Source organism: Rhodococcus sp. NPDC055112 (assembly GCF_053607505.1).
Genome location: NZ_JBSGTR010000014.1, coordinates 1 through 21,581 on the forward strand (window position 1 = coordinate 1; position 21,581 = coordinate 21,581).

At 69.9% G+C, this 21,581-nt stretch carries 21 protein-coding genes; 5 read left to right on the forward strand and 16 right to left on the reverse strand.

Annotated features, from left to right (window positions below):
* Positions 1–52: 52 nt before the first annotated feature.
* The 6 genes from ACWFRB_RS09595 to ACWFRB_RS09620 all read right to left on the reverse strand — a co-directional run bounded on the left by ACWFRB_RS09595 (position 53) and on the right by ACWFRB_RS09620 (position 4,423).
* Positions 53–1,045 (reverse strand): sulfate/molybdate ABC transporter ATP-binding protein, encoded by a 993-nt coding sequence (locus tag ACWFRB_RS09595; RefSeq protein ID WP_027499945.1) that lies wholly within the window; start codon positions 1,043–1,045, stop codon positions 53–55.
* Entirely contained in the window at positions 1,042–1,818 is a 777-nt protein-coding gene (cysW, locus tag ACWFRB_RS09600; protein WP_452640669.1) for a sulfate ABC transporter permease subunit CysW, read from the reverse strand. Before cysW ends, ACWFRB_RS09595 begins: the two co-directional genes overlap by 4 nt.
* Positions 1,819–1,844: 26 nt before the next feature.
* Positions 1,845–2,639, reverse strand: a complete 795-nt coding sequence (gene cysT, locus ACWFRB_RS09605; protein WP_452640670.1) for a sulfate ABC transporter permease subunit CysT — start codon at positions 2,637–2,639, stop codon at positions 1,845–1,847.
* Positions 2,640–2,766: 127 nt separating this feature from the next.
* The gene (locus ACWFRB_RS09610) at positions 2,767–3,813 is read right to left on the reverse strand and encodes a sulfate ABC transporter substrate-binding protein (protein WP_452640565.1); all 1,047 of its coding nucleotides are present in this window, start codon (positions 3,811–3,813) and stop codon (positions 2,767–2,769) included.
* 170 nt (positions 3,814–3,983) lie between these two features.
* On the reverse strand, positions 3,984–4,082 hold the full coding sequence (locus ACWFRB_RS09615; protein WP_452640566.1) for an Ms4533A family Cys-rich leader peptide: 99 nt from the start codon (positions 4,080–4,082) through the stop codon (positions 3,984–3,986).
* A 134-nt stretch (positions 4,083–4,216) separates the two neighbouring features.
* Positions 4,217–4,423, reverse strand: coding sequence for a hypothetical protein (locus ACWFRB_RS09620; protein ID WP_452640567.1), 207 nt, complete (start codon positions 4,421–4,423; stop codon positions 4,217–4,219).
* Between the two features lie 125 nt (positions 4,424–4,548).
* Between ACWFRB_RS09620 and ACWFRB_RS09625 the strand changes: the two genes are divergently transcribed.
* Positions 4,549–6,495, forward strand: a complete 1,947-nt coding sequence (locus tag ACWFRB_RS09625; RefSeq protein WP_452640672.1) for a glycoside hydrolase family 15 protein — start codon at positions 4,549–4,551, stop codon at positions 6,493–6,495.
* A 22-nt stretch (positions 6,496–6,517) separates the two neighbouring features.
* Here the strand turns inward: ACWFRB_RS09625 and ACWFRB_RS09630 are convergent, their stop codons facing one another.
* The 3 genes from ACWFRB_RS09630 to lepA all read right to left on the reverse strand — a co-directional run bounded on the left by ACWFRB_RS09630 (position 6,518) and on the right by lepA (position 10,407).
* On the reverse strand, positions 6,518–7,504 hold the full coding sequence (locus tag ACWFRB_RS09630) for an ABC transporter substrate-binding protein (protein WP_452640568.1): 987 nt from the start codon (positions 7,502–7,504) through the stop codon (positions 6,518–6,520).
* A gap of 69 nt (positions 7,505–7,573) precedes the next feature.
* Positions 7,574–8,503, reverse strand: a complete 930-nt coding sequence (locus ACWFRB_RS09635; protein WP_452640569.1) for an NAD(P)H-dependent flavin oxidoreductase — start codon at positions 8,501–8,503, stop codon at positions 7,574–7,576.
* 47 nt (positions 8,504–8,550) lie between these two features.
* On the reverse strand, positions 8,551–10,407 hold the full coding sequence (lepA, locus tag ACWFRB_RS09640; protein WP_452640674.1) for a translation elongation factor 4: 1,857 nt from the start codon (positions 10,405–10,407) through the stop codon (positions 8,551–8,553).
* 195 nt (positions 10,408–10,602) lie between these two features.
* On the opposite strand from lepA, the gene ACWFRB_RS09645 reads away from it, so the two are divergent.
* Positions 10,603–11,163 (forward strand): type II toxin-antitoxin system PemK/MazF family toxin, encoded by a 561-nt coding sequence (locus ACWFRB_RS09645; protein ID WP_452640570.1) that lies wholly within the window; start codon positions 10,603–10,605, stop codon positions 11,161–11,163.
* Between the two features lie 24 nt (positions 11,164–11,187).
* Here ACWFRB_RS09645 and ACWFRB_RS09650 read toward each other — a convergent pair whose 3' ends face one another.
* Positions 11,188–11,595: a DUF3224 domain-containing protein gene (locus tag ACWFRB_RS09650; protein ID WP_452640572.1), complete on the reverse strand. Its 408-nt coding sequence runs from the start codon at positions 11,593–11,595 to the stop codon at positions 11,188–11,190.
* Positions 11,596–11,712: 117 nt separating this feature from the next.
* On the reverse strand, positions 11,713–12,489 hold the full coding sequence (locus tag ACWFRB_RS09655) for an aquaporin (RefSeq protein WP_452640574.1): 777 nt from the start codon (positions 12,487–12,489) through the stop codon (positions 11,713–11,715).
* Positions 12,490–12,707: 218 nt separating this feature from the next.
* On the opposite strand from ACWFRB_RS09655, the gene rpsT reads away from it, so the two are divergent.
* On the forward strand, positions 12,708–12,968 hold the full coding sequence (gene rpsT / locus ACWFRB_RS09660; RefSeq protein WP_027499933.1) for a 30S ribosomal protein S20: 261 nt from the start codon (positions 12,708–12,710) through the stop codon (positions 12,966–12,968).
* Positions 12,969–13,028: 60 nt separating this feature from the next.
* Here rpsT and ACWFRB_RS09665 read toward each other — a convergent pair whose 3' ends face one another.
* Complete coding sequence (locus ACWFRB_RS09665; protein WP_452640576.1) at positions 13,029–13,802, reverse strand: class I SAM-dependent methyltransferase; 774 nt, start codon at positions 13,800–13,802, stop codon at positions 13,029–13,031.
* On the reverse strand, positions 13,799–14,773 hold the full coding sequence (gene holA, locus ACWFRB_RS09670) for a DNA polymerase III subunit delta (RefSeq protein WP_452640577.1): 975 nt from the start codon (positions 14,771–14,773) through the stop codon (positions 13,799–13,801). The genes ACWFRB_RS09665 and holA overlap by 4 nt, the downstream gene beginning before the upstream one ends.
* Before the next feature lie 175 nt (positions 14,774–14,948).
* On the opposite strand from holA, the gene ACWFRB_RS09675 reads away from it, so the two are divergent.
* Positions 14,949–15,947, forward strand: coding sequence for an AurF N-oxygenase family protein (locus tag ACWFRB_RS09675; RefSeq protein ID WP_452640578.1), 999 nt, complete (start codon positions 14,949–14,951; stop codon positions 15,945–15,947).
* Here ACWFRB_RS09675 and ACWFRB_RS09680 read toward each other — a convergent pair.
* The 3 genes from ACWFRB_RS09680 to ACWFRB_RS09690 are packed head-to-tail and all read right to left on the reverse strand — an operon-like array spanning position 15,926 to position 19,922.
* A complete protein-coding gene (locus ACWFRB_RS09680; RefSeq protein WP_452640579.1) occupies positions 15,926–16,663 on the reverse strand; it encodes a TetR/AcrR family transcriptional regulator in 738 nt (245 codons plus the stop codon). The two genes, ACWFRB_RS09675 and ACWFRB_RS09680, sit on opposite strands and share 22 nt — an antisense overlap.
* Positions 16,664–16,694: 31 nt before the next feature.
* Positions 16,695–19,046 (reverse strand): ComEC/Rec2 family competence protein, encoded by a 2,352-nt coding sequence (locus tag ACWFRB_RS09685; protein ID WP_452640581.1) that lies wholly within the window; start codon positions 19,044–19,046, stop codon positions 16,695–16,697.
* Positions 19,047–19,922 carry a ComEA family DNA-binding protein gene (locus ACWFRB_RS09690; RefSeq protein WP_452640582.1) on the reverse strand — a complete coding sequence of 292 codons (876 nt, stop codon included), beginning with the start codon at positions 19,920–19,922 and terminating at the stop codon, positions 19,047–19,049.
* A 181-nt stretch (positions 19,923–20,103) separates the two neighbouring features.
* On the opposite strand from ACWFRB_RS09690, the gene ACWFRB_RS09695 reads away from it, so the two are divergent.
* Positions 20,104–21,570 carry a beta-propeller fold lactonase family protein gene (locus tag ACWFRB_RS09695; RefSeq protein ID WP_452640583.1) on the forward strand — a complete coding sequence of 489 codons (1,467 nt, stop codon included), beginning with the start codon at positions 20,104–20,106 and terminating at the stop codon, positions 21,568–21,570.
* Positions 21,571–21,581: the final 11 nt, after the last annotated feature.

Genomic DNA, 21,581 nt, shown 5'->3' on the forward strand with positions numbered 1-21,581 from the left:
GGGGGTTCACTCGTGTCTGGACTCGTCAACCGCGCACGGGCCGCGGAGCGGCCTAGGCCGGGATGTTGGGGATCAGGGTCGCGCGGGCGTAGACGGTCTCGCCCTCCTTGAGCTGCAGCGCCTCGCTGTCGCCGCGGGTCACCTGGGCCGCGAACAGGTCGCCGGTGGCGGCGTTGCGCAGCTCCACCCGCACCTCGAAGCCGAGGTGCACCACCCGCTCGACCGTCGCCCTGGTCACGCCTGCCGATTCCGCGGTGCCTGCCTTCTGCGCGACCGCCATGCTGGGGTCGCGGCCGACGCGGATGTCGTGCGGGCGCACCAGCTGGCCGTTCAGCTTGGCCACTGGGCCGAGGAACGACATCACGAAGTCGTTCGCGGGCGTGTCGTAGAGGTCACGCGGGGTGCCGACCTGCTCGATCCGCCCCTTGTTCAGCACCGCGATCCGGTCGGCGACGTCGAGCGCCTCCTCCTGGTCGTGGGTGACAAGGACGGTCGTGACGTGAACCTCGTCGTGCAGCCGCCGCAGCCAGGTCCGCAGGTCCTCGCGAACCTTGGCGTCGAGCGCGCCGAACGGCTCGTCGAGCAGCAGCACCTGCGGGTCGACGGCGAGCGCGCGGGCAAGCGCCATGCGCTGCCGCTGACCGCCGGAGAGCTGGGCCGGGTAGCGGTGCTGGAAGCCGTCGAGGCCGACGATCTCGAGCAGCTCGTTGACCTTCTTGTCGATCTCGGGCTTCGGCCGCTTGCGGATCTTCAGCCCGAACGCGACGTTGTCGCGAACGGTCATGTGCTTGAACGCCGCGTAGTGCTGGAACACGAAGCCGATGTCGCGCTTCTGCGGGGGCACACCGGTGACGTCCTTGCCCCCGATGGTGATGGTCCCCGAGTCCGGGTTCTCCAGCCCGGCGATCGACCGCAGCAGGGTCGACTTGCCGGACCCGGACGGGCCGAGCAGCGCCGTCAGGGAACCGGCCGGGATGTCCAGCGACAGGTTGTCCAGGGCCGCGAAGTCACCGAAGTTCTTGTTGGCGCCGATCACGGAAATCATGTGTTGCTCCTCTTGCGGTCGAGCAGCGTCATCAGCAGCAGGGTCACCAGCGCGATGCCCATCAGCAGCGTCGCCGCGCAGTAGGCCCCGAAGGTGTTGTGATCGTCGATGTAGCGCGAGTGCACGAGCAGGGTCAGGGTCTGGGAGACGCCGGGGAACCCCGAGGACACCATGATCACCGCGCCGAACTCGCCGAGCGAACGGGCCACGGTGAGCACGACGCCGTAGGTCAGGCCCCAGCGGATCGCGGGCAAGGTGATCCGCCAGAAGGTCTGCCACTTGGAGGCGCCGAGGGTCGCGGCGGCCTGCTCCTGCTCGTCACCGATCTCGTGCAGCACCGGCTCGACCTCGCGGACCACGAACGGCAGCGTGACGAAGATGGTGGCCAGCACCATGCCGGGCAGGCCGAAGATCACCCGGAACCCTGCCTCGTCCAGTACGCCGAACCAGCCGTTGACGCCCCACAGCAGGATCAGCGAGACGCCGACGACGATCGGCGAGACCGCGAACGGCAGGTCCACGACGGCCTGCATCAGGCCGCGGCCGGGGAACCGTCCCCGGACCAGTGCCAGGGCCGTGACAATGCCGAAGATCACGTTGATCGGCACGACGATGGCCACGATCAGCAGCGAGAGGTTCAGCGCCGAGATCGCCGCCGGGGTGGTGATCGCATCGATGAAGGCGCCGATGCCCCGCTCGAAGGTGCGCCACAGGATGACGCCGATCGGCACCAGCAGCAGCAGGAACAGGTAGCCGAGCGCGACGACCCGCATCCCGAGCTTCGATCCGGTCGAGAGGTTCACTGGGCCTGCTCCTCACGTCGCTGGTTGCGGCTCGAGATCAGCCGCAACACCAACAGGGTGACGAAGGCGATCGCCAGCAGCGCCACCGACACGGCGGCGGCGTTGACCGGCCGGTCGATCTCGATCTGCTGCTGGATGTACTGCGAGGTCACCTGCGTCTCGCGCGGGATGTTGCCGCCGATCAGCACGACCGAGCCGTACTCGCCGATCGCCCGGGCGAACGCCAGGCCCGCGCCGCTGATGATCGCAGGCGACAGGATCGGCAGCACCACCTTCCGGAAGATGGTCCAGTTGCTGGCGCCGAGGGACGCGGCGGCCTGCTCCACCTCCCGGTCGGTCTCGATCAGCACCGGCTGCACCGACCGGACCACGAACGGCAGCGTGACGAACGCCAGCGCGACGACGAGGCCGGGCTGGGTGGCGTTGAGCTGCACACCGATCGGGCTGTTCGGCCCGTACAGCGCCAGCAGCACGATGCTCGCCACGATGGTCGGCAACGCGAACGGGAGATCGATGAGCGCGTTGACGATTCGCTTGCCGGGGAACTCGTCGCGGACCAGCACCCAGGCGATGAGGGTGCCCATCACCACGTTGATGAGGGCGACGACCGCCGAGACCGTGACGGTCACGCGCAGCGAGGCCAGCGCGACCGGGCTGGTCACGGCGTCCCAGAACCCGCTGAGGCCGTTCTCGAACGAGGTCACCGTCAGCGCCGCGAGCGGGAGCAGCACGATGACGCTGAGCCAGAGCATCGCGACGCCGATGCCAAGCGGGCCAACGGTGCCGGTCACGGCGGTCCACTTGCGCTTCTTCGCGCGGGTAGGCCGAGCGGGGGGACCGGTCTCGGTCGACTGCTGTCCTACGGACTCGGACACCAGTCCCCCCGTCGTTGCTTCTGTAATGCTGGTCACGGTCAGATTACTTGGTGGCGTTGTCGTAGATCGTCGCGATGGAGCCGGTTTCCTTCTTGAACAGGCTCTCGTCGACGGCCTTCCAGCCGCCCAGGTCCGCGATCGTCCACAGCTTCGCGGGCGCAGGGAAGTCGGCAGCGAACTCGGCCGCGACAGCGGGATCGACCGGACGGAATCCGGCCTCGGCCCACAGCTTCTGACCCTCGGTGGTGAAGAGGAAGTCCTTGAACGCGTTGGCCTTCTCGAGGTTCTTGCTGTTGTTGATCACGGCGACCGGGTTCTCGATCTTGAACGTGACCGGCGGGGTGACGTGCTCGACCGGGTCCCCGTTGCGCTCGGCGAACAGGGCCTCGTTCTCGTAGCTCAGCAACACGTCGCCGGTGCCCTGCAGGAAGGTCTCGGTGGCCTCACGACCGGACTTCGGCTGGACCTTCACGTGATCGGTGACGAGCGTGTTCAGGTAGTCGAGTCCGGCCTGCGGGTTCTTGCCGCCGTCGCTCTTGGCGGCATACGGAGCCAACAGGTTCCACTTCGCCGAGCCCGAGCTGAACGGGTTGGGCGTGACCACCTCGAGGCCGGGCTGGAGCAGGTCGTCCCAGTCCTTGATGCCCTTCGGGTTGCCCTTGCGGACCACCACCGTCACGACGGAGCCGAACGGGATCCCGTTGTAGGCGTCCTTGTTCCAGTCCTCGCTCACCAGGCCCGCGTCGACGAGGCGGGTGATGTCCGGCTCGACGGAGAAGTTGACGAAGTCGGCCTGGGCGCCGTCCTTGACCTTGCGGGACTGGTCACCGGAGGCGCCGTAGGACTGCTGGAACTCGACGTTCTTGCCCTCGTCGGTGTCGTTGAAGGCCGGGATCAGCTTGTCGTAGCCGGGCTTGGGGACCGCGTAGGCGAACAGGCTGATGGTGCCCCCGCTGCCATCGCTCGCGCCGCCCTCGGCGCCGACGGTGTCGCTCGAACCGCCGCTGCACGCGGTCAGCGCGACCGATGCGGCGGTGACGGCGGCGGCCAGCAGGAGGCCGGAACGGGTGATGCGAGAGCGCGCGCTCATGTGAATTGCCTTTCACAGGTGTGCCACGAGGGCAAAGAGGTGGGTGTCCGGTCCTCAGACCGCAGCGTGGGACCACTGCCGGCGACGGCGTGGTCTCACGGTGACACAGAATTGGGGTTGTCGCCCGCTACGTGGGGCGGAACCGGCCGCGGCTCAGGTGGCTCGTGCGGCTACTGGAATCGACAACAGTCGATGTCGGCGACCGCAAGCATGCCGACAGCGATCAACGCCAGTTCATGGCGGACCTGGTGCACGGCGGTTGCAGACACGCGGACGAATGTAGCAGAGCTACCGGCGCCGATCGAACTGGAGCCGGCGCCGTTCCACTACCTGGTCAGCAGCCAGCCGATCAGGACCAGGAGCATGAGCGCGATCAGGGCGAGGGTGACACGTGAGCGGGGCATCAGCGTGCACCGTCCTCGGTCACGGCGGAGGGGGCCGAGTCCCGGCCGAGCAGCACGAAGATCCTGGCGAGCAGCAGGTCGGCGCCGCTGGCGATCCCGATCGCGAGCGGCATCATCACCGCCATCACGAGGATCAGCTGCGGGATGAAGGGCAGCCCGATCACCCAGAGCTCGAGTCCGTCCCACCAGCTGGCAATCTGCGTCACCCGGTCAGCCTATCGCCCCCACTCCGGTGGACGCCCACGCCCGTCGGGCAGATGATGATCAGATGGCCCCACTCGATGATCAGATGGCCCCACTCGATGACACCGAGCAGCTCACGAACGGCGAAATGGTGCCCGCGAACCTGCCTGCGCGCATCGACCTGGAGCACCATCGCAGCACCTTCCCGCCCATCGACGACTACGCGTTCCTCTCCGACTGCGAGACCACCTGCCTGATCGCCCGCAACGGCTCGGTCGAGTGGATGTGCGTGCCCCGCCCGGATTCGCCGAGCGTCTTCGGTGCGGTCCTCGATCGGAGCGCGGGCCACTTCCGGATCGGCCCCTACGGGCAGAACGTGCCCGCGGCCAGGCGCTACCTGCCGGGCGGGCTGATCGTCGAGACCACCTGGCAGACCGAGACCGGCTGGCTCATCGTGCGCGACGCCCTGGTGATGGGCCCGTGGCACAACATCCAGGAGCGCTCGAAGACCCATCGACGGACCCCGACCGACTGGGATGCCGAGGGCATCCTGCTGCGGACCATCAAGTGTGTCAGCGGGACCATCGAGCTGGAGATGAGCTGCGAGCCGGCCTTCGACTACCACCGTGCCGCCGCGAAGTGGGAGTACACGGGCAAGGTCTACGAGGAGGCCACCGCCACCTGCGACGGCAGCGCCCTCGGCGCGCACCCCACCCTGCGGCTGACCACCAATTTCAAACTCGGTCTCGAAGGCCGCGAAGCGCGGATCCGGACCCGGATGCGGGAGGGCGACAACGGCTTCGTCGCCCTGTCCTGGTCCGACGTGCCCCCGCCCGGCACCTTCGAGGAGGCCGCGGACAAGATGTGGCAGACCGCGGAGTGCTGGCGCCAGTGGATCACGATCGGCCGCTTCCCCGACCACCCGTGGCGCGGCTACCTGCAGCGCAGCGCACTCGCGCTCAAGGGCCTGACCTACAGCCCGACCGGCGCGCTGCTCGCCGCCTGCACCACCTCCCTGCCGGAAACCCCTGGCGGCGAGCGCAACTGGGACTACCGGTACGCGTGGGTGCGCGACTCCACCTTCGCGCTATGGGGCCTGTACACCCTCGGCCTCGACCGGGAGGCGAACGACTTCTTCTCGTTCATCTACGACGTGTCCCGGTCCGAGGACGGTAACCCGAACCCGCTGCAGGTGATGTACGGGATCGGCGGCGAGAAGACCCTCGAGGAGGAGGAACTCAGCCACCTGTCCGGATACGACGGGGCCCGCCCGGTCCGCATCGGCAACGGCGCCTACAACCAGAATCAGCACGACATCTGGGGCACCATGCTCGACTCGGTGTACCTGCACGTGCGCTCGCGCGACCGGGTCCCCGAATCGCTGTGGCCGCTGCTCAAGCGGCAGGTCGAGGAGGCGATCGAGCACTGGCGTCAGCCCGACCGCGGGATCTGGGAGGTGCGCGGCGAACCCCAGCACTTCACCTCCTCGAAGGTGATGTGCTGGGTCGCCCTCGACCGCGGCAGCAAGTTGGCCATCCTGCACGGCGAGAAGGCGTATGCCGAGCAGTGGGCGCGGATCGCCGACGAGATCAAGGACGACATCCTCGAACACGGGGTGGACGACCGGGGCGTCTTCACGCAGCGCTACGGCGACGATTCGCTGGACGCCTCGCTGCTGTTGGTGCCGTTGCTGCGCTTCCTGCCCCCACACGACCATCGGGTGCGCGCCACGGTGCTGGCCATCGCCGACGAGCTGACAGACGACGGCCTGGTGCTGCGGTACCGGGTGGAGACCACCGACGACGGCCTGGCCGGCGAGGAGGGCACGTTCACCATCTGCTCGTTCTGGCTGGTGTCGGCGCTGGTCGAGATCGGCGAACTGCCGCGAGCCAAGCGGCTGTGCGAGCGGCTGCTCGGGTTCGCCAGCCCCCTCAAGCTGTACGCCGAGGAGATCGACCCGCGGACCGGCAGGCACCTGGGGAACTTCCCCCAGGCCTTCACCCACCTGGCGCTGATCAACGCCGTGGTGCACGTGATCCGGGCCGAGGAGGCCGGCGACACCGGCACCTTCCAGCCCGCACACGGCCCCACCTGAGACGCTGCGGGTCGACCCGCAGTCAGCCGCCGATCGCCTCGAGCTGCGGGGTGATCCGGTCCAGCGAGTAGCGCAGCGAGGCGCTCGAGGGGGTGTTGAACCCGACCACCGTCGGGTAGTCCTCGACGGCGAGGCCGCCGCTGCCGACCGAGGGCAGCGCGGCGAACCCGGGGAGCTTCATCAGGTCGTCACGGGTGCCGCCGTTGGGCAGCATCACCACCAGGTCCGCACTGAGGGCATCGACCCGCTCGGGGCTGAGCAGCAGTCGCCCGCCCGTCGCCCCCGCCTCCTCGACGAGGCGCGGCGGGACCGTCATGCCGAGCCGGGCGAACGTCTGGCTGGCGCCGTCCTTCGGATCGGCGACGACGACGAGCTGGTCGGTCGCGAAGACGAACTGGGACAGCACAGCCGTCTTGCCCTTCAGCCCCGGCAGTCGCGCGGCGAGACCGTCGATCTCACTGTTGGTGGTGGCGACGATCTCCGCGGCCCGGTCCTCCTCGCCGAGGATCCGGCCGAGCGCCGTCACCTGGTCCTCCCAGGAGTCGACCTGTGCGTCGCCGATCTCGCCGATGGTGGGCGCGATCTTGTCGACCCGATCGAAGTCGCTCCGGCTTGCCACGAACGACCCGAGGATCAGGTCCGGCTTCTGCGCGGCGATCTCCTCCACCGGCAGGGGTGCGCCCAGCTGGGTGAGGACCGCCCGGTCGAGCTCCACCGCCGACGCATCGAGCGAGCTCTCCCATGGGTAGAGGCCGCGTTCGTCGCCGCGGTCCCCTGCGGCCAGGTAGGCCACGGGCTGCACGCCGAATTCGAGCAGCGCATCCAGCCACTGGCTGCCCGCCGCCACGATCCGGGTCGGGGTCCCCTCGATCGTGGTGGAACCGAACCTGTGCTCGATCGTCGTCGTCCGATCGGCGCCGTCGTCCGCACCGGCGTCCGCGCTGCACCCGGCGGCGGCGATCGCCACCGCCCCGAGCAGCGTCGCCGTGACCAGCCTCACCGCACGCACCCACATCACTCCTTCAAAGTTAGCGAAGGCTAACCTTCGCATGCCTCGAGGGTTGGCGCCAGGGCTTCGTCAGGCGAACCGGCGGAGCAGCCGCTCCGCGTCGTCCGCGATCTGCCGAACCACCTCGCCCGCGGGTCGGGCCGAGTGCACCAGGCCGACCGCCTCACCCGCGTACACCACGCCGAGGTCGGGATCGTTCGGGTCGTAGGCCTCCGCGAGGGTCTCCTCGGACCCCTCGGCGCCGTGCCAGGCCTCGGTGAACTCGTTCGCGATCGCCCGGCCGCCCCAGCGGCTCGGCCACGGCTGGCTACGAGCCTGGTCGAAGACCGAGGTGTACACGGTGTCGGCGCTGCCCGCCTCGACCACCCGTTCCCTGGCGTAGCCGGGTCCGATGGTCTCCGGGCTGGCCAGCAGGGCGGTGCCGATCAGCGCGCCCTCCGCACCCGCGGCGATCACCGCCGCCAGCCCCCGCCCCGTTCCGATACCGCCTGCCGCGACCACCGGCAGGTCCGTCGCGTCGAGCAGTTCCTGCAGCAGCGGCAGGGTGCCGATCTGGCCGGTGTGCCCGCCCGCCTCGCCACCCTGGGCGATCACCAGATCCACCCCGGCCCGCTCGGCGACCCGCAGGTCGTCGAGCGTGTTCACCTGGGACACGACCGGGATACCCGCGGCGTGCACCCGAGGCACGTAGGCGGCCGGGTCGCCGAAGGACAGCGACACCAGCACCGGCTCCTCCGCCAGCGCCGCGTCGAGCAGGGTGTCGTCGTCGTCGAGTGCCCACGTCATCAGCCCGACGCCGAACCGACCGCCGATGCGGCGGGCCACCGCCGCCTCCTCGGCCACCCACTGCGGGGTCGCATACCGCGCCGCGCCGAGCAGCCCGAGGCCGCCGGCCTTGGACACCTCGCCGGTCAGTTCGCCGCCGGCCCTGCCGCCCATCGGCGCGCCGAGGATCGGCACCTCGATCCGCAGTTCCCTGGTCAGCCAGGTCTCGAGCATGCCGAATTCCTCTCCTGTCGCGGCTTCGCCGACTGTGCGCGCGGCGCCTACTTCTTCGGCTTGTCCGTCACCGACTCGTTCGACAGCGCCGCCACGAAGGCCTCCTGCGGGACCTCGACCCGACCGATGGTCTTCATCCGCTTCTTGCCCTCCTTCTGCTTCTCGAGCAGCTTGCGCTTACGGCTGATGTCGCCGCCGTAGCACTTGGCGAGCACGTCCTTGCGGATCGCGCGAATGTTCTCGCGCGCAATGATCTTCGCGCCGATCGCGGCCTGGATCGGCACCTCGAACTGCTGGCGCGGAATCAGCTCGCGCAGCTTGGTGGTCATCTTGTTGCCGTAGGCGAACGCCGCGTCCTTGTGCACGATCGCACTGAACGCGTCGACGGCCTCGCCCTGCAGCAGGATGTCCACCTTCACCAGCGCGGCCTGCTGCTCGTCCGTCGGCTCGTAGTCGAGGCTGGCGTAGCCCTTGGTCCGCGACTTGAGGGCGTCGAAGAAGTCGAACATGATCTCGCCCATCGGCAGCGTGTAGCGCAGCTCGACCCGGGTCTCGGAGAGGTAGTCCATGCCGCCGAGCTCGCCGCGACGGCTCTGGCACAGTTCCATGATCGCGCCGGTGTACTCGCTCGGCGCGATGACGGTGCACTTGGCCATCGGCTCGTACACCTCGCGCACCCTGCCCTCCGGCCAGTACGACGGGTTGGTCACCTCATGCTCGGTGCCGTCCTCCATCGTCACGCGGTACACCACGTTCGGCGCCGTCGAGATCAGGTCGAGGCCGAACTCACGCTCGAGCCGGTCCCGGGTGATCTCCATGTGCAGCAGCCCGAGGAAGCCGCAGCGGAAGCCGAAGCCAAGGGCCACAGAGGTTTCCGGCTCGTATGCCAGCGCAGCGTCGTTGAGCCGCAGCTTGTCGAGCGCGTCGCGCAGCACCGGGTAGTCGGAGCCGTCCATGGGGTACAGGCCCGAGTACACCATCGGCTTGGGGTCGCGGTAGCCGACCAGCGGCTCGGTCGCGCCGTTGCGGAAGGTGGTGACGGTGTCACCGACCCTCGACTGGCGGACGTCCTTGACGCCGGTGATCAGGTAGCCGACCTCGCCGACGCCAAGGCCGACGGTGGGCTTGGGTTCGGGCGAGATGATGCCCACCTCGAGCAGTTCGTGAGTGGTGCCGGTCGACATCATCGTGATCTTTTCGCGGGGACGGATCTTGCCGTCCACCACTCGCACGTAGGTGACCACGCCGCGGTACGCGTCGTACACCGAGTCGAAGATCATCGCGCGCGCCGGGCCGTCGGCGTCGCCGACCGGCGCGGGCACCTGCTTGACGACCTCGTCGAGCAGTTCCTTGACCCCGACGCCGGTCTTACCGGAGACCCGCAGCACGTCGCCGGGCTCACAGCCGACGATGTGCGCGATTTCCGCGGCGTAGCGGTCGGGGTCGGCCGCTGGCAGGTCGATCTTGTTGAGCACCGGGATGATGGTGAGGTCCTTCTCCATCGCCAGGTACAGGTTCGCCAACGTCTGCGCCTCGATGCCCTGCGCGGCGTCCACCAGCAGCACGGCGCCCTCACAGGCCTCCAGCGCGCGGGAGACCTCGTAGGTGAAGTCGACGTGACCGGGCGTGTCGATCAGGTGCAGGACGATCTCTTCCTCGGTGCCGTCCTCGTTCGTGACGACCCAGGGCAGCCGCACGTTCTGCGCCTTGATGGTGATGCCGCGCTCGCGCTCGATGTCCATCCGGTCCAGGTACTGGGCGCGCATCTGCCGCGGATCGACCACTCCGGTGAGCTGCAGCATCCGGTCCGCGAGAGTCGACTTGCCGTGGTCGATGTGCGCGATGATGCAGAAGTTCCGAATCCGTGCGGGATCCGTGAACGTCGTGTCGGCGAAGCTGCTGATTTCGGGGCTCCTGAACTCGTCACTGGCGGCGGCCCGACCCGGGCTGCGGTAAGTCGTCGCCCCAGGATATCGCCCGGGTCGGCGCGCGGCGGCACCGGAGCGACTCAGCGACGGTCGGCGCCGCTCCATCACCCGCGGCCCGGATCCGATCCGGCCGCACGGTGCCGGTCCCCGCCGCGCAGATAAGTTGGACGCATGGCACGAAGCTGGACGCAGATCGGCAAGCAACTCGGGAGCATCGCGCTGCGCGAGGGTCCCCGCCTGTTCAAGGAGCTGCAACGCTCGGGTGTGCTGCCCGGCAAGGCCCGGGTCGAGCAGGCCCCGAAGCCGAAGTCGCCCCTCAAGCCCGGACGACCCGTGTCCTCCACCGCGGTGCCGACCGCGCATCGCGCCCGCCGGGTGGAGTACTCCCCCGACCTCGACGGCCGGGCCGACCCGGGCGAGGTCGTGTGGACCTGGGTGACCTATGAGGAGGATGCCCACCAGGGCAAGGACCGGCCGGTCCTTGTCGTAGGGCGCGACGGCGACACCCTGCTCGGCCTGATGCTGTCCTCGAACTCCGAGCGGGACGGCGACCGGAACTGGATGGGAGTCGGCTCCGGCTCCTGGGACAGCGCCGGCCGCCCGAGCTGGGTGCGCCTCGACCGGGTGCTCGACGTCCCCGAGGCCGGGATCCGCCGCGAGGGGGCCATCCTCGATCAGCGCCGGTTCGACCAGGTCGCGACCCGCCTGCGGTCCGACTTCAGCTGGAGCTGAGGCACTTCCGGCCCGCCGCGCGGATCAGCTCCCGGCGAACTCCACGTCGAGCCGCAGCCGGTGGGTGCCGTCGGCGTCGACCAGCAGCTCACCCGTCCCGTTGATCCCCACCAGGTCGCCGGTCCCGCTGGTCGGTACCACGACGAGCTGGTGGTGGGTGCGCTCGGCGCCGTCCGTGGTGGCCATGTGCGCGAAGTTGAACGTGCCGCGGCGGTCGCCGATCGATCCCTCGAACGACTCCATCGCGACGTAGGTGCCCACCCCGGTCTCCTGGGAGAACGCGGAGGTGAACTGAGTCCGGGAGGTGCCTTCGATGTCGCCGGCGAAGGTCTTGGTCATGTACGTGTACCCGACGTCGAGTCCGGTCTGGATCGGCGAGGTGTACTCGGTCGGCTCGAAAGAGGTCACGGAGAACGTGCTGTCTGCCTGCATGAGGTGAGCGTAGGACCGGCCACCGACACCGCGATTGAACAAATGCGACGTCCGTGACAGATGAAAGGACCCCGGCGCGGTCCGCGCCGGGGTCCTTTGTCTTCGATCCGGGTCCCGCTAGATGTTGATCCGGTCGTATCGACCGAACACCCCTCGATAGGCCAGCGCGCCGAGCGCGCCGCCGATCAGGGGGAACACGATGAACGCCCACAGCTGGCCGAGCGCGCCGTCCTGGTAGGGCGCCACCGCGATGCTGCGGGCCGGGTTCACCGACGTGTTGTCGATCGGGATCGACAGCAGGTGGATCACCGCCAGGGTGAAACCGATGGATATGCCTGCCAGCGGCACGTCCGAGATCTGGTCGGTCGAGGCCATGACCACGAACACCAGCAGCGCGGTGAGCAGCACCTCGATCACGATCATCGCGGCGAGGCCGTACCCGTTCTCCAGCACCCCGATGCCCAGCGGACCCTTGATCGCCGACGGGCTGTGCTCACCCCACCCGTTCGCGCCGAGCCCCGACGCCGCGCGATTGTAGGAGGGCAGCGACTTGGCCACCGAGTAGAGGACGACGCCCGCGAGCAGGCCGCCGAGCAACTGGGCCACCACGTACAGACCGGCCTTGACAATGGCGATCCGGCCGAGCAGGAAGTGACCGAAGGTGACAGCCGGGTTCACATGGCAGCCCGAGATGGGTCCGATCGAGTACACGAGGAACAGCAGGGTGAGGCCGAACGCCAGGGCTACGCCGAGGTTGCCGACCTTGTCGCCCGCGATCACCGCGGTGCCCACGGATGCGAACACCAATACAAACGTGCCGATGCCCTCGGCGATGTACTTCTTGGCGTCCGAGATCGGTTCCTTCTCGGCGATTTCCTGCGCAGTTGGAGACATGTGCCACCTTCGATGAGATCGGTTTAGGGCGTACCACAAGGACTCCGGCCGGACGCTACGCGAGGCCGGTACCCTGCACAACGACATCGAGGCCGTTTCGGGGAACGCATGCCGGTTTGGGTTCACAGCGGCATCCCTGGTAATCTCGACCGTCGGCGCCCAAGTGCGCCCAAAGCTTCTTAGACAAGAAACCGAGCGAAAACGACAGGATTCTACGCGTGGCCAACATCAAGTCCCAGGTGAAGCGGATCGCTACCAACGAGCGCCAGCGACTGCGCAACCAGTCGGTGAAGTCCTCGCTGCGTACCGCGATCCGTTCCTTCCGTGAGGCTGCGTCCTCGGGCGACAAGGCGAAGGCCGACGAGCTCCTCCTGGTCGCGAGCCGCAAGCTCGACAAGGCAGCCAGCAAGGGCGTCATCCACGCCAACCAGGCTGCCAACAAGAAGTCGGCCCTCGCGCTGGCCGCCAACAAGCTCTGACGTAAACCGTCTCGCAGAAACCGCCCGGTCCACGACCGGGCGGTTTTTCGCGTTCCCGCGTCAGGGCTTGCGGGCGTTGACGAACTGGGTGACCCCGCGGATCTGCTGCGCCACCTCGATCAGGCCCGCCGCCGCGAACGCGTCCGGCAGGGTCGTGCGGTCGTACATGCGGACGCCAAGGGTGCCCGCCGCCAACCCGAGCGCCGACCGCAACAGCGGGTGCTCGCGGCCGTAACTGGTCATCACCGCGATCCGACCGCCGGGCGCGAGCACCCGGATCATCTCGTCGACGACGGTCATCGGCTCCGGCACGAGGTAGAGCGCGGCGTAGCAGCAGACGGCATCGAAGGTCCCGTCGTCGAACGGCAACCGCCTGGCGTCGCCACGCACGTAGGCGGTGTGCGGTCCGCGACCGCTGCGCACCGCCTGGTCCAACATGGGCCGCGAGATGTCGAACCCGACCGCGATCCCCTCCCCGTCGAGTCGCTCGCCGAAGTAACGGGTGAAGTTGCCGGGGCCGCACGCCACATCGAGGACCCGCTGCTCACCGGCCAGGCCGAGATCGGCGGCCGCCGTCGCTCGCTCGCCGCCTGCCGACAGCCCGTTGGCCCCCATCGCGGCGGTCCAGACCGGACGCCAGACCCGCTCGTACACGGCGGCGACGAGTCGATTGTTCATCGCGTGCTGAGCCGCCGTCGGTCGCGGCGAGCCCGCGTCAGGGAGCAGATCGAGGTAACCGGCATCGGCGCTCGCGCTCGCACGTAGTTCGTCCGGGCGGAGCAGAGCACGCGCCCGCTCGAGCGCACGCCCGCTGCCGTCCGGCGCCGGACTCACCGGTACAGCTCGGCGACCCGCCGCACCGCGAACTCCACTGCGTAGTCCGGATCCGCGGCCGCGCCCTTGACGTCGGCGTTGAGCTGGGCGACGACGCCGAGGGCCTCACCGATGGACTCGGAGCCCCAGCCGCGCGCCTGCCCCTGCGCCTTCTTGATCTTCCATGGCGGCATGCCCAGCTCCGACGCCATCCGGAACGGGTCACCGCGGCCCGCGGAGCCCACCCGGGCGACGGTGTGCACGGCGTCGGCGAGGGCGTCGGCGAGCAGCACGTGCGGGACGCCCCGCAGCATCGCCCACCGCAGCGCCTCCATCGCACCGGTGCGGTCGCCCGACACCGCCAGCTCGGCGACGTCGAAGCCCGAGACCTCGGCCTTGCCCGTGTAGTACTTCTGCACGGCGGCGGCGTCGATCAGTCCGCCGGTGTCGGCGGCGAGCTGCGAGCAGGCCGCGGCCAGCTCGCGCAGATCCGACCCGACCGCGTCGATCACCGCCTGGATCACCTCCGGCGAGACCCGGACGCCCGCCGCACGGAACTCGCCGCGCACGAAGTCGGCGCGCTCGCCCTGCTTGCTGAGCTTGGCGCATTCGTGCACGACGGCGCCGGACTTCTGTAGCGCCCCCACCATCGCCTTGGCGCGGCCGCCGCCGGAATGCAGGATCACCAGGACGAATCCCTCGGGGGGCGCGGCCGCGGCGTCGAGGACCAGGGCGACCGCGTCCTTGCCCGCCTCGGCGGCGGCTTCGAGCACGATCACCCGATCCTCGGCGAACAGCGAGGGGCTGAGCAGCTCGGCGAACTCGGCGACGCTCACGTCACCCGCCCGGAGCCTGGTCACGGGCAGCTCCTCGGCGTTCGCCGAGCTCGCCCTGACCTCGGCGACGATGCCGGTGACCGCACGATCGACCAGAAGCTCCTCGTCACCGAGTACCAGGTGGAGCGGCGCGGGGGCGGGGGATGCGGGACTCACCCGACGATGGTCCCACGATGGGCCGACACCGCACGGACAGGGAGCCGCACCCGCGCGCATCGCGGGTCTTGCATGGGACGCCGAGTCTCAGTAAATTGAGCGACACCACGGAGCCGGTCAGGCCCGGACCCACGCACTCGGGAACCACACCGAACCACGACCAGGGAGACCATCGATGGCGACGTCAACGACACCCACCGCGGAGTTGCTCGATCCCGCCTATCGCGAACTGCTGCAGACACTGTCCGAGGGATCCGTCCACCGCCGCTTCGATCCCTATCTCGACATCGACTGGGATGCACCGGAATTCGCCATCGACCCGGCGGATCCGCGCTGGGTCCTCTCCCCCGAGATCGATCCACTCGGCGCCACCCGGTGGTATCGGGAGCAGCCGCTGGAGCGACAGATCGCGATCGGGAAGTGGCGCCAGGCGAATTCGGTCAAGGTCGGCGCTGCGTTCGAGAGCATCCTGATCCGCGGAATGATGCAGTACATCATGAAGCTGCCCAACGGGTCGCCGGAGTTCCGCTACTGCCTCCACGAGATGACCGAGGAGTGCAACCACATCCAGATGTTCCAGGAGCTCGTCAACCGGATCGGGGTCGACGTTCCCGGCATGCGGCGGACCTTCCGCGCGCTGTCCCCGTTCATCGGGGTGGCAGGCGGCTACGCGCACGTGATCCTCTTCATCGGCATCCTCGGCGGCGAGGAGCCGATCGACCACTACCAGAAGGCGCTGATCCGCGAGGGGGCGAACATCCCACCCGCGATGCTGCGCACCATGGAGATCCACATCGCCGAGGAGGCTCGGCACATCTCCTTCGCCAACGAGTTCCTCAAGGCGCACGTCGGCAGGATGAGCGCCGCATCCAAGGCGGTGTGCGCGGTGAGCTTCCCCCTCGCCATGCGCTGGCTCGCCGGCGAGATCATGACCCCGCCAAAGGCGTTCGCCAAGGAGTTCGGGATCCCGCGCGCGGTGATGAAGGAAGCCTTCTGGCGCGGCGAGCACTCCCGCGCCATCCTGCGTGGCTACTTCGGCGACATGCGCGCGCTCGCCGAGGAACTGGGCCTGATGAACGCGGTCACCACGCGGTTGTGGCGGCGAATGCACATCGACGGACCGCCCTCTCGCTACCGCAGCGAGCCCGACCGTCAGGCTCGGCAGGCCGCCTGACCCGACAGCTGCGCGATGACCGCGGACAACTCCGCCGTGGGGTCGACGGTGACGCCCGCCGAGCGTGCCGCGCCGTCCAGCACGAACCAGGCCAGCCTCGCGAGATCGGCCACGATCTCCGACCGGTCACGCGTGGGCCCGGGATCGCTGACCCATTGCGTCAGGGTCCCCTCGACCATGGTCACGACCGCGAACGGCACGGAATCGAAGGCACTGTCGTCGACGTCGATGAGCATCGCGATCGACGAGATGAGCTCGCGGGCCCGGTCCGACATCCGCACCTTCAGACTGCTCACCGCGTCGATGTCCGCGCCGGGTGCGATCGGCCCGGTGCGGGCGAACTCGTTCAGGCGCGGGTGATCGGTCATCCAGTCCGCCACCGCGCGGATGGTTCGGACGAGGATCTCCTCGACCGACCCGGTGGAGATGTCCAGCTGGGCGTCGAGGTTGCGGGAGAACTCGTCGACGAGGTGCGCCCGGATCCGGCAGTCCAGGTCCTCCCTGCCGTCGAACTGCCGGTACACCACCGATTTGGCGAGTCCGGCACGGGTCGCGATCTGCTGCACCGGAATGTCCGCGCCCACCGGGCTCTCCTCGAGCATCGCGACCGCCGCTTCGAGGATCCGCGTCTGCCGCTCGAGGTTGTGCTGCTCCCATCGGGCCTCGTGCCCGCTGGCGGCGCGCGATTCCTCGGACCGCTTCGCGGTGATCGACATGGGCCGAGTCTAACGATCGGGGGCCGGGCCATCATGGCCGTCCGACGGCGATGGCCCCGCCGCCGGACCTGCTCACCGCGACGTCGCCGCCCCGGTCGGTCCTGGCGACCGTGGCGCCCATCTCCTGCAGGACACGCAGGATGCCTGGGTTGGGGTGGCCGAAGGTGTTGCCCTGCCCGACCGAGACCACGACCAGGCTCGCCCCGACCGCCCGCAGGAACTCCTCGGTGGTGGTGCGCGAGCCGTGGTGCGGCAGCTTGAGGATGTCCGCGGCCACCGGCACCCGATCCCGCAGCAGGTCCCGCTGACCCTCCGCCTCGACGTCCCCGGTGAGCAGGATCCGTCCCGCGATGGTGTCCACCGACAGCACCAGAGATTGCTCGTTCGCCATCTCCGCTCCCGCGGCGGGGCTGCGCGGCACAGGAAGCGTCGGCCCGAGGACCAGGAACGTCAGCGCCCCCAGCCGCAACTGCTCCCCCGCCCGCGCCTCCCTGATCGCCACGCCGGAGGCCGCGGCCTGCGTACTCACCTGGCGAAAACCCCTCTCCGGCTGGCGCATCGGGCCGAGCACCACGGCGCCGACCCGGCGCCCCCGCAGCACCCCTGGCAGGCCGTCGATGTGGTCGGCGTGCAGATGCGTCAGCACCACCGCCGCGACGGTCCGCACGCCCAGCCTGTCGAGGCAGCCGTCGACGAGTCGCGCTTCGGGACCGGCATCGATCACCACAGCGGTGCCGTCCCCCGCGGCGAGCACCAGTGCGTCTCCCTGCCCGACGTCGCAGGCCACCAGCACCCAGTCCCGCACCGGCCAGCCCGGCCACAGAACCCGGGCCGGCACCCACACCAGCGCCAGCCCCAGCACCGCGGCCGCGAGCACCCGCCGCAGCCACCTGGATCGGATCGCGAGCAGCAGGCCCGCCGCGATCCCCGCCATCACCGCGGCGCCGGCGAGCCCGGCGGGAACCGCGACGGTGGCGCCGGGCGCACCCGCGGACCACTCGGCGACCCGCAGCAACCACCACAACGGCGGCCCGGTCGCCCGCACGATCAGTCCGCCGAGCGGGAGCCACACCGCCGCACCCGCGGCCCCCATCGCGCCGATCACGGTGACCGGCGCGATCACAGGGGCGACCGCGACGTTGGCGGCGACCGCCACCGTGCTGAGGGTCCCGGACATCGCCGCGACGATCGGCACCGTCGCGACGTACGCGGCGGTGGCCACCGCCACCGCCTCGGCCAGCGCCCGCGGCCAGCCCCGCGCCCGCAGCCATCGCGCCCACCCGGGCGCCAGCAGCACCAGCGCCGCGGTCGCGGCAACGGACAGGGCGAACCCGAAATCGACTGCCAACGCGGGAAACAACGCCAACAGCACGATCACCGCAGCCCCGAGCGCGGGCATCGCCTGCTTGCGCCTGCTGGTCATCAGGGCGAGCAGCCCGATCGAGCCCATCACCGCGGCCCGGAGCACGCTCGGCGACGGCCGGGCCAGGATCACGAAGGCCGCCAACGCCACTGCCGCGAGCACCGCCGACGCGCGCGGACCCAGCGCCAACGCCCGCATGAGCAGCAACACGGCGCCGATCAGGATCGAGATGTTCGCCCCGGAGACCGCGGTCAGGTGGGACAGCCCAGCGGCGGTGAAGTCGTCCCGCACCCCGCCCGGCAGCCCCGAGGTGTCCCCCACCACCAGGCCCGGCAACAATCCGGCTGCCTCGGGTGGCAACGCCGATCGCGCGGCCGCGGCGAATCGCTCCCGGACCGCGCCCGCCACCCGCTGCGTCCACGGCGCCGGTTCGACCCGCAGCGGCGCCCCCGTCACGCGGATCGTCGCGACCGTGAGGTCGCGGCGGATCGGGCGGCTCACCTTGCCCCGCAGGCTCACCCGCTGCCCCGGCAGCAGCTCCTGCCAGCCGTGGGCGGGGGCGAAGACCACCACGGCACCGCCGACGGCGTAACCGCCTGCCCCGGGTGCGTCGATCGACCGCAGCGACGCCCGCACCATCACCGTGTCCCCGGCCGGGGAGCGGACCGGCCGCGGATCGTCCGTCGGCACGACGGTGAGGCTCGCGTGCCCACCCCTCGAGGCGACCGCGGTCAGCGGGTGCTCGGCCACCGCCCGCTCGCGGGCCGCGACGGCCACCGCGAAGCCTGCACCGATCAGCAGCGCCGCGATCAGCACCCCCGCGAACGCTCGGCGAGTGCCCGCGACCGCGACGACCACGGCGGTCGCCGCCGCGGCCAGCGCGCCGAACGCCGCCCACAGCGCGGCCCGCCATCCCAGCTCGATCCCGACCAGCGTTGCGCCCCAGCACATTCCCGCAGACGGCAGCAGCCGGAGATCGAGCACCCGACGGTCGGGGTCCGCGGCGCCTGGCGTCGTCATTTACATGCTCACCAGCGCGCGCAGCTTCTCCAGCCTGGCCGGCCCGATCCCGTCCACCTCGCCGAGCTGTTCGACGTCGGTGAACTTCCCGTTGGCCTGCCGCCACGCGACGATGGCCGCCGCCGTGACCGGCCCGACCCCCGGCAGGCCGTCCAGCTCCGCCTCGGACGCCGTGTTGAGGTTCACCTTGCCGGGCGCGGCCGGGTCGGGCGGACGAGCCGCGCCGGCCGCGGCCGGGCCCGCCCCGACGGTGGCGCTGCCCACCGCGACGGGCGCCCCGTCGCGGGGCGCCAGCCCGACCAGGATCTGGTCCCCGTCGTTGAGCCGCTGCGCCAGGTTCAGCCCCAGCAGGTCGGCGCCCTCCCTGGCACCGCCGGCCGCCGCCAGCGCGTCCGCGATCCGGGCCCCCGCAGGCAGGTGCACCAGGCCCGCGGTCCGCACGAGTCCGACGACGCTGACCACCAGATCGGCCGGCGGTGTCGCGGCCGCGGGATCCGCCGGTGCCGGTGCGGGCGTCGGCGCGGCCCCTGGCTGTCCCGAGGATTCGGCGGACACGACGGTCACCGGTTCGACAGCCTGCGCGACGGGCCGGTCCCGCCAGGCGAACAGGACCCCGATTACCGCCGCGACGAGCGCGACCGCCGCCAACGCCACCACCCCGCGACGGCCGGGCGCCAGCCGCGGGCGCGCCGGGGCCGCCTGCTCGGTCAGCCACCCGGGTGCGCGCGGACCCGAATCGCCGTCGCCGAGGTCCGGCGCGGAATCCGGCTGATCGGCGCGGTCCCACGAGGTGGCGGGTTTGTCGACCCGGTCCCCGTCAGCGATCGCCTCGAGTCGTTGCCTGATCCGGTCCCGGGTCTCGTCGGTGCTGCGCATGACACGACGCTAGGACCGCGATCCGCCCGGATCAGGCCGGCAGACCCCGCCTTCGGGCCTGCTGTGGATCAGTTCACAGGCTGGGGATGAAACCAACCGCAGGGCTAAACTTTTCCATCAGCGTGACAGTGCCAGGAGGTGCCGAAGCCCAGGGGGCCGACCGACCGAGTGGAGGTCTGACGTGAGTACGCATCGTGACATCATCTGGCGTGCGAGGACCGCGGTGATCGCCTGCGCCGCCCTGGTGCTGGTGTCTGCTTGTGGCGACAGCGACGTGCAGGGCGCTCAGTCCGGCAGCCCGACCCCGGGGACATCGACGGCGCAGGTGGAACAGGCGCCGGCGCTGCCCGGGGCGCAGCCGATCTCACCGAGCGACCGGGTCTACACCGCGGACCAGACCTCGAACACGGTGTCGGTGATCAACCCCGCGACCAACGAGGTCCTGGGGACGATCGCGCTCGGGGCGCAGCGGCTCGGCGACATCCTGGGACCGCAGTACCTGCGCAATGTCGACGTGCACGGTCTCGGATTCTCCCGGGACGGCCAATACCTCGACGCGGTCAGCGTCACGTCCAACACCGTCACGGTGATCCGCACGTCCGACAACAGCATCGTTTCGCAGACCACCGTTGGCCGTTCCTCCCATGAGGGATTCTTCAGCCCGGACGGCCAAACCGTCTGGGTCGCGGACCGGGCACTGTCCCAGGTCGACATCGTCGACGCGCTACACGGCGGGGTCATCGGGCAGGTCGGCACGGAGTCGGGCCCGTCGAAGGTGTTGTTCAGCCCCGACGGGAGTCGGGCCTACGTCAACCACTCACGCGCGGCGACGATCGACGTCATCGACGTCGCCTCGCGCGACGTCGTGCAGCGGATCACCGGGCTCGCCGACGCCTTCTCCTCCGACATGGCCCTCTCACCCGACGGTAAGGAGCTGTGGGCCGCGCACAAGAAGGCAGGCAAGGTCAGCGTTCTCGACCTGACCACCGGCGCTATCAGCGCGGTCCTCGACACGGGGCCGAACACCAACCACCCGGCATTCGTGACGACACCCGAAGCGGAGCTCGTCTACCTCACAGTGGGTGGCACCGACGAGACCAAGATCTACCAACGTCACCCGGACGGGCCGCCCACCCAGGTCGGGTCTGTTCCGTCCTCCGGCGTCGAACCGCACGGCATCTGGCCCAGCCCCGACAACACCCGCGTCTACGTCGTCAACGAGGGCTCCGACAGCGTCGACGTCGTCGACACCGCCACCCGCTCGATCGCCACGACCCTGCGGACGGGACAGGAAGGTCAGGCGGTGGTGTACGTCGCCGGTGCTGTGCCCAGCGGGCCGGGGACGGCCACCCTGACCCGGCAAGGCCTGAACCTTCCCATCCAGAACGTCACCCCGGCCCTGGTGGGTCCGGGCTCGAGCGATCTCATCGTGCGGGCCGTCGACGGCTTGGACATGGTGCAGTTCACCGGACGCGGGATGACCCCCGACACCAGCTACACCGTGTACGCCACCCATGCCGGTCTGCCGGTCCCGCTGATGTCGTTCACCACCGACCAGAACGGGGACAAGCCGCAGGCGCTGGCCTTCGTCCAGTTCCTCGGCGTCTACGACATCAACTCGGTCACCGTCAGACCCAGTGCCGGCTGAACGGCACCATC

Excerpts from the sequence above, each read along its gene's own strand:
- ACWFRB_RS09595 (WP_027499945.1), bottom strand. The coding sequence starts at position 1,045 with ATGATTTCCGTGATCGGCGCCAACAAGAACTTCGGTGACTTCGCGGCC.
- cysW (WP_452640669.1), bottom strand. The coding sequence starts at position 1,818 with ATGCGGGTCGTCGCGCTCGGCTACCTGTTCCTGCTGCTGCTGGTGCCG.
- ACWFRB_RS09610 (WP_452640565.1), bottom strand. The coding sequence starts at position 3,813 with ATGAGCGCGCGCTCTCGCATCACCCGTTCCGGCCTCCTGCTGGCCGCC.
- ACWFRB_RS09625 (WP_452640672.1), top strand. The coding sequence starts at position 4,549 with ATGGTGCCCGCGAACCTGCCTGCGCGCATCGACCTGGAGCACCATCGC.
- ACWFRB_RS09635 (WP_452640569.1), bottom strand. The coding sequence starts at position 8,503 with ATGCTCGAGACCTGGCTGACCAGGGAACTGCGGATCGAGGTGCCGATC.
- ACWFRB_RS09645 (WP_452640570.1), top strand. The coding sequence starts at position 10,603 with ATGGCACGAAGCTGGACGCAGATCGGCAAGCAACTCGGGAGCATCGCG.
- ACWFRB_RS09650 (WP_452640572.1), bottom strand. The coding sequence starts at position 11,595 with ATGCAGGCAGACAGCACGTTCTCCGTGACCTCTTTCGAGCCGACCGAG.
- ACWFRB_RS09655 (WP_452640574.1), bottom strand. The coding sequence starts at position 12,489 with ATGTCTCCAACTGCGCAGGAAATCGCCGAGAAGGAACCGATCTCGGAC.
- ACWFRB_RS09675 (WP_452640578.1), top strand. The coding sequence starts at position 14,949 with ATGGCGACGTCAACGACACCCACCGCGGAGTTGCTCGATCCCGCCTAT.
- ACWFRB_RS09680 (WP_452640579.1), bottom strand. The coding sequence starts at position 16,663 with ATGTCGATCACCGCGAAGCGGTCCGAGGAATCGCGCGCCGCCAGCGGG.
- ACWFRB_RS09685 (WP_452640581.1), bottom strand. The coding sequence starts at position 19,046 with ATGACGACGCCAGGCGCCGCGGACCCCGACCGTCGGGTGCTCGATCTC.
- ACWFRB_RS09690 (WP_452640582.1), bottom strand. The coding sequence starts at position 19,922 with ATGCGCAGCACCGACGAGACCCGGGACCGGATCAGGCAACGACTCGAG.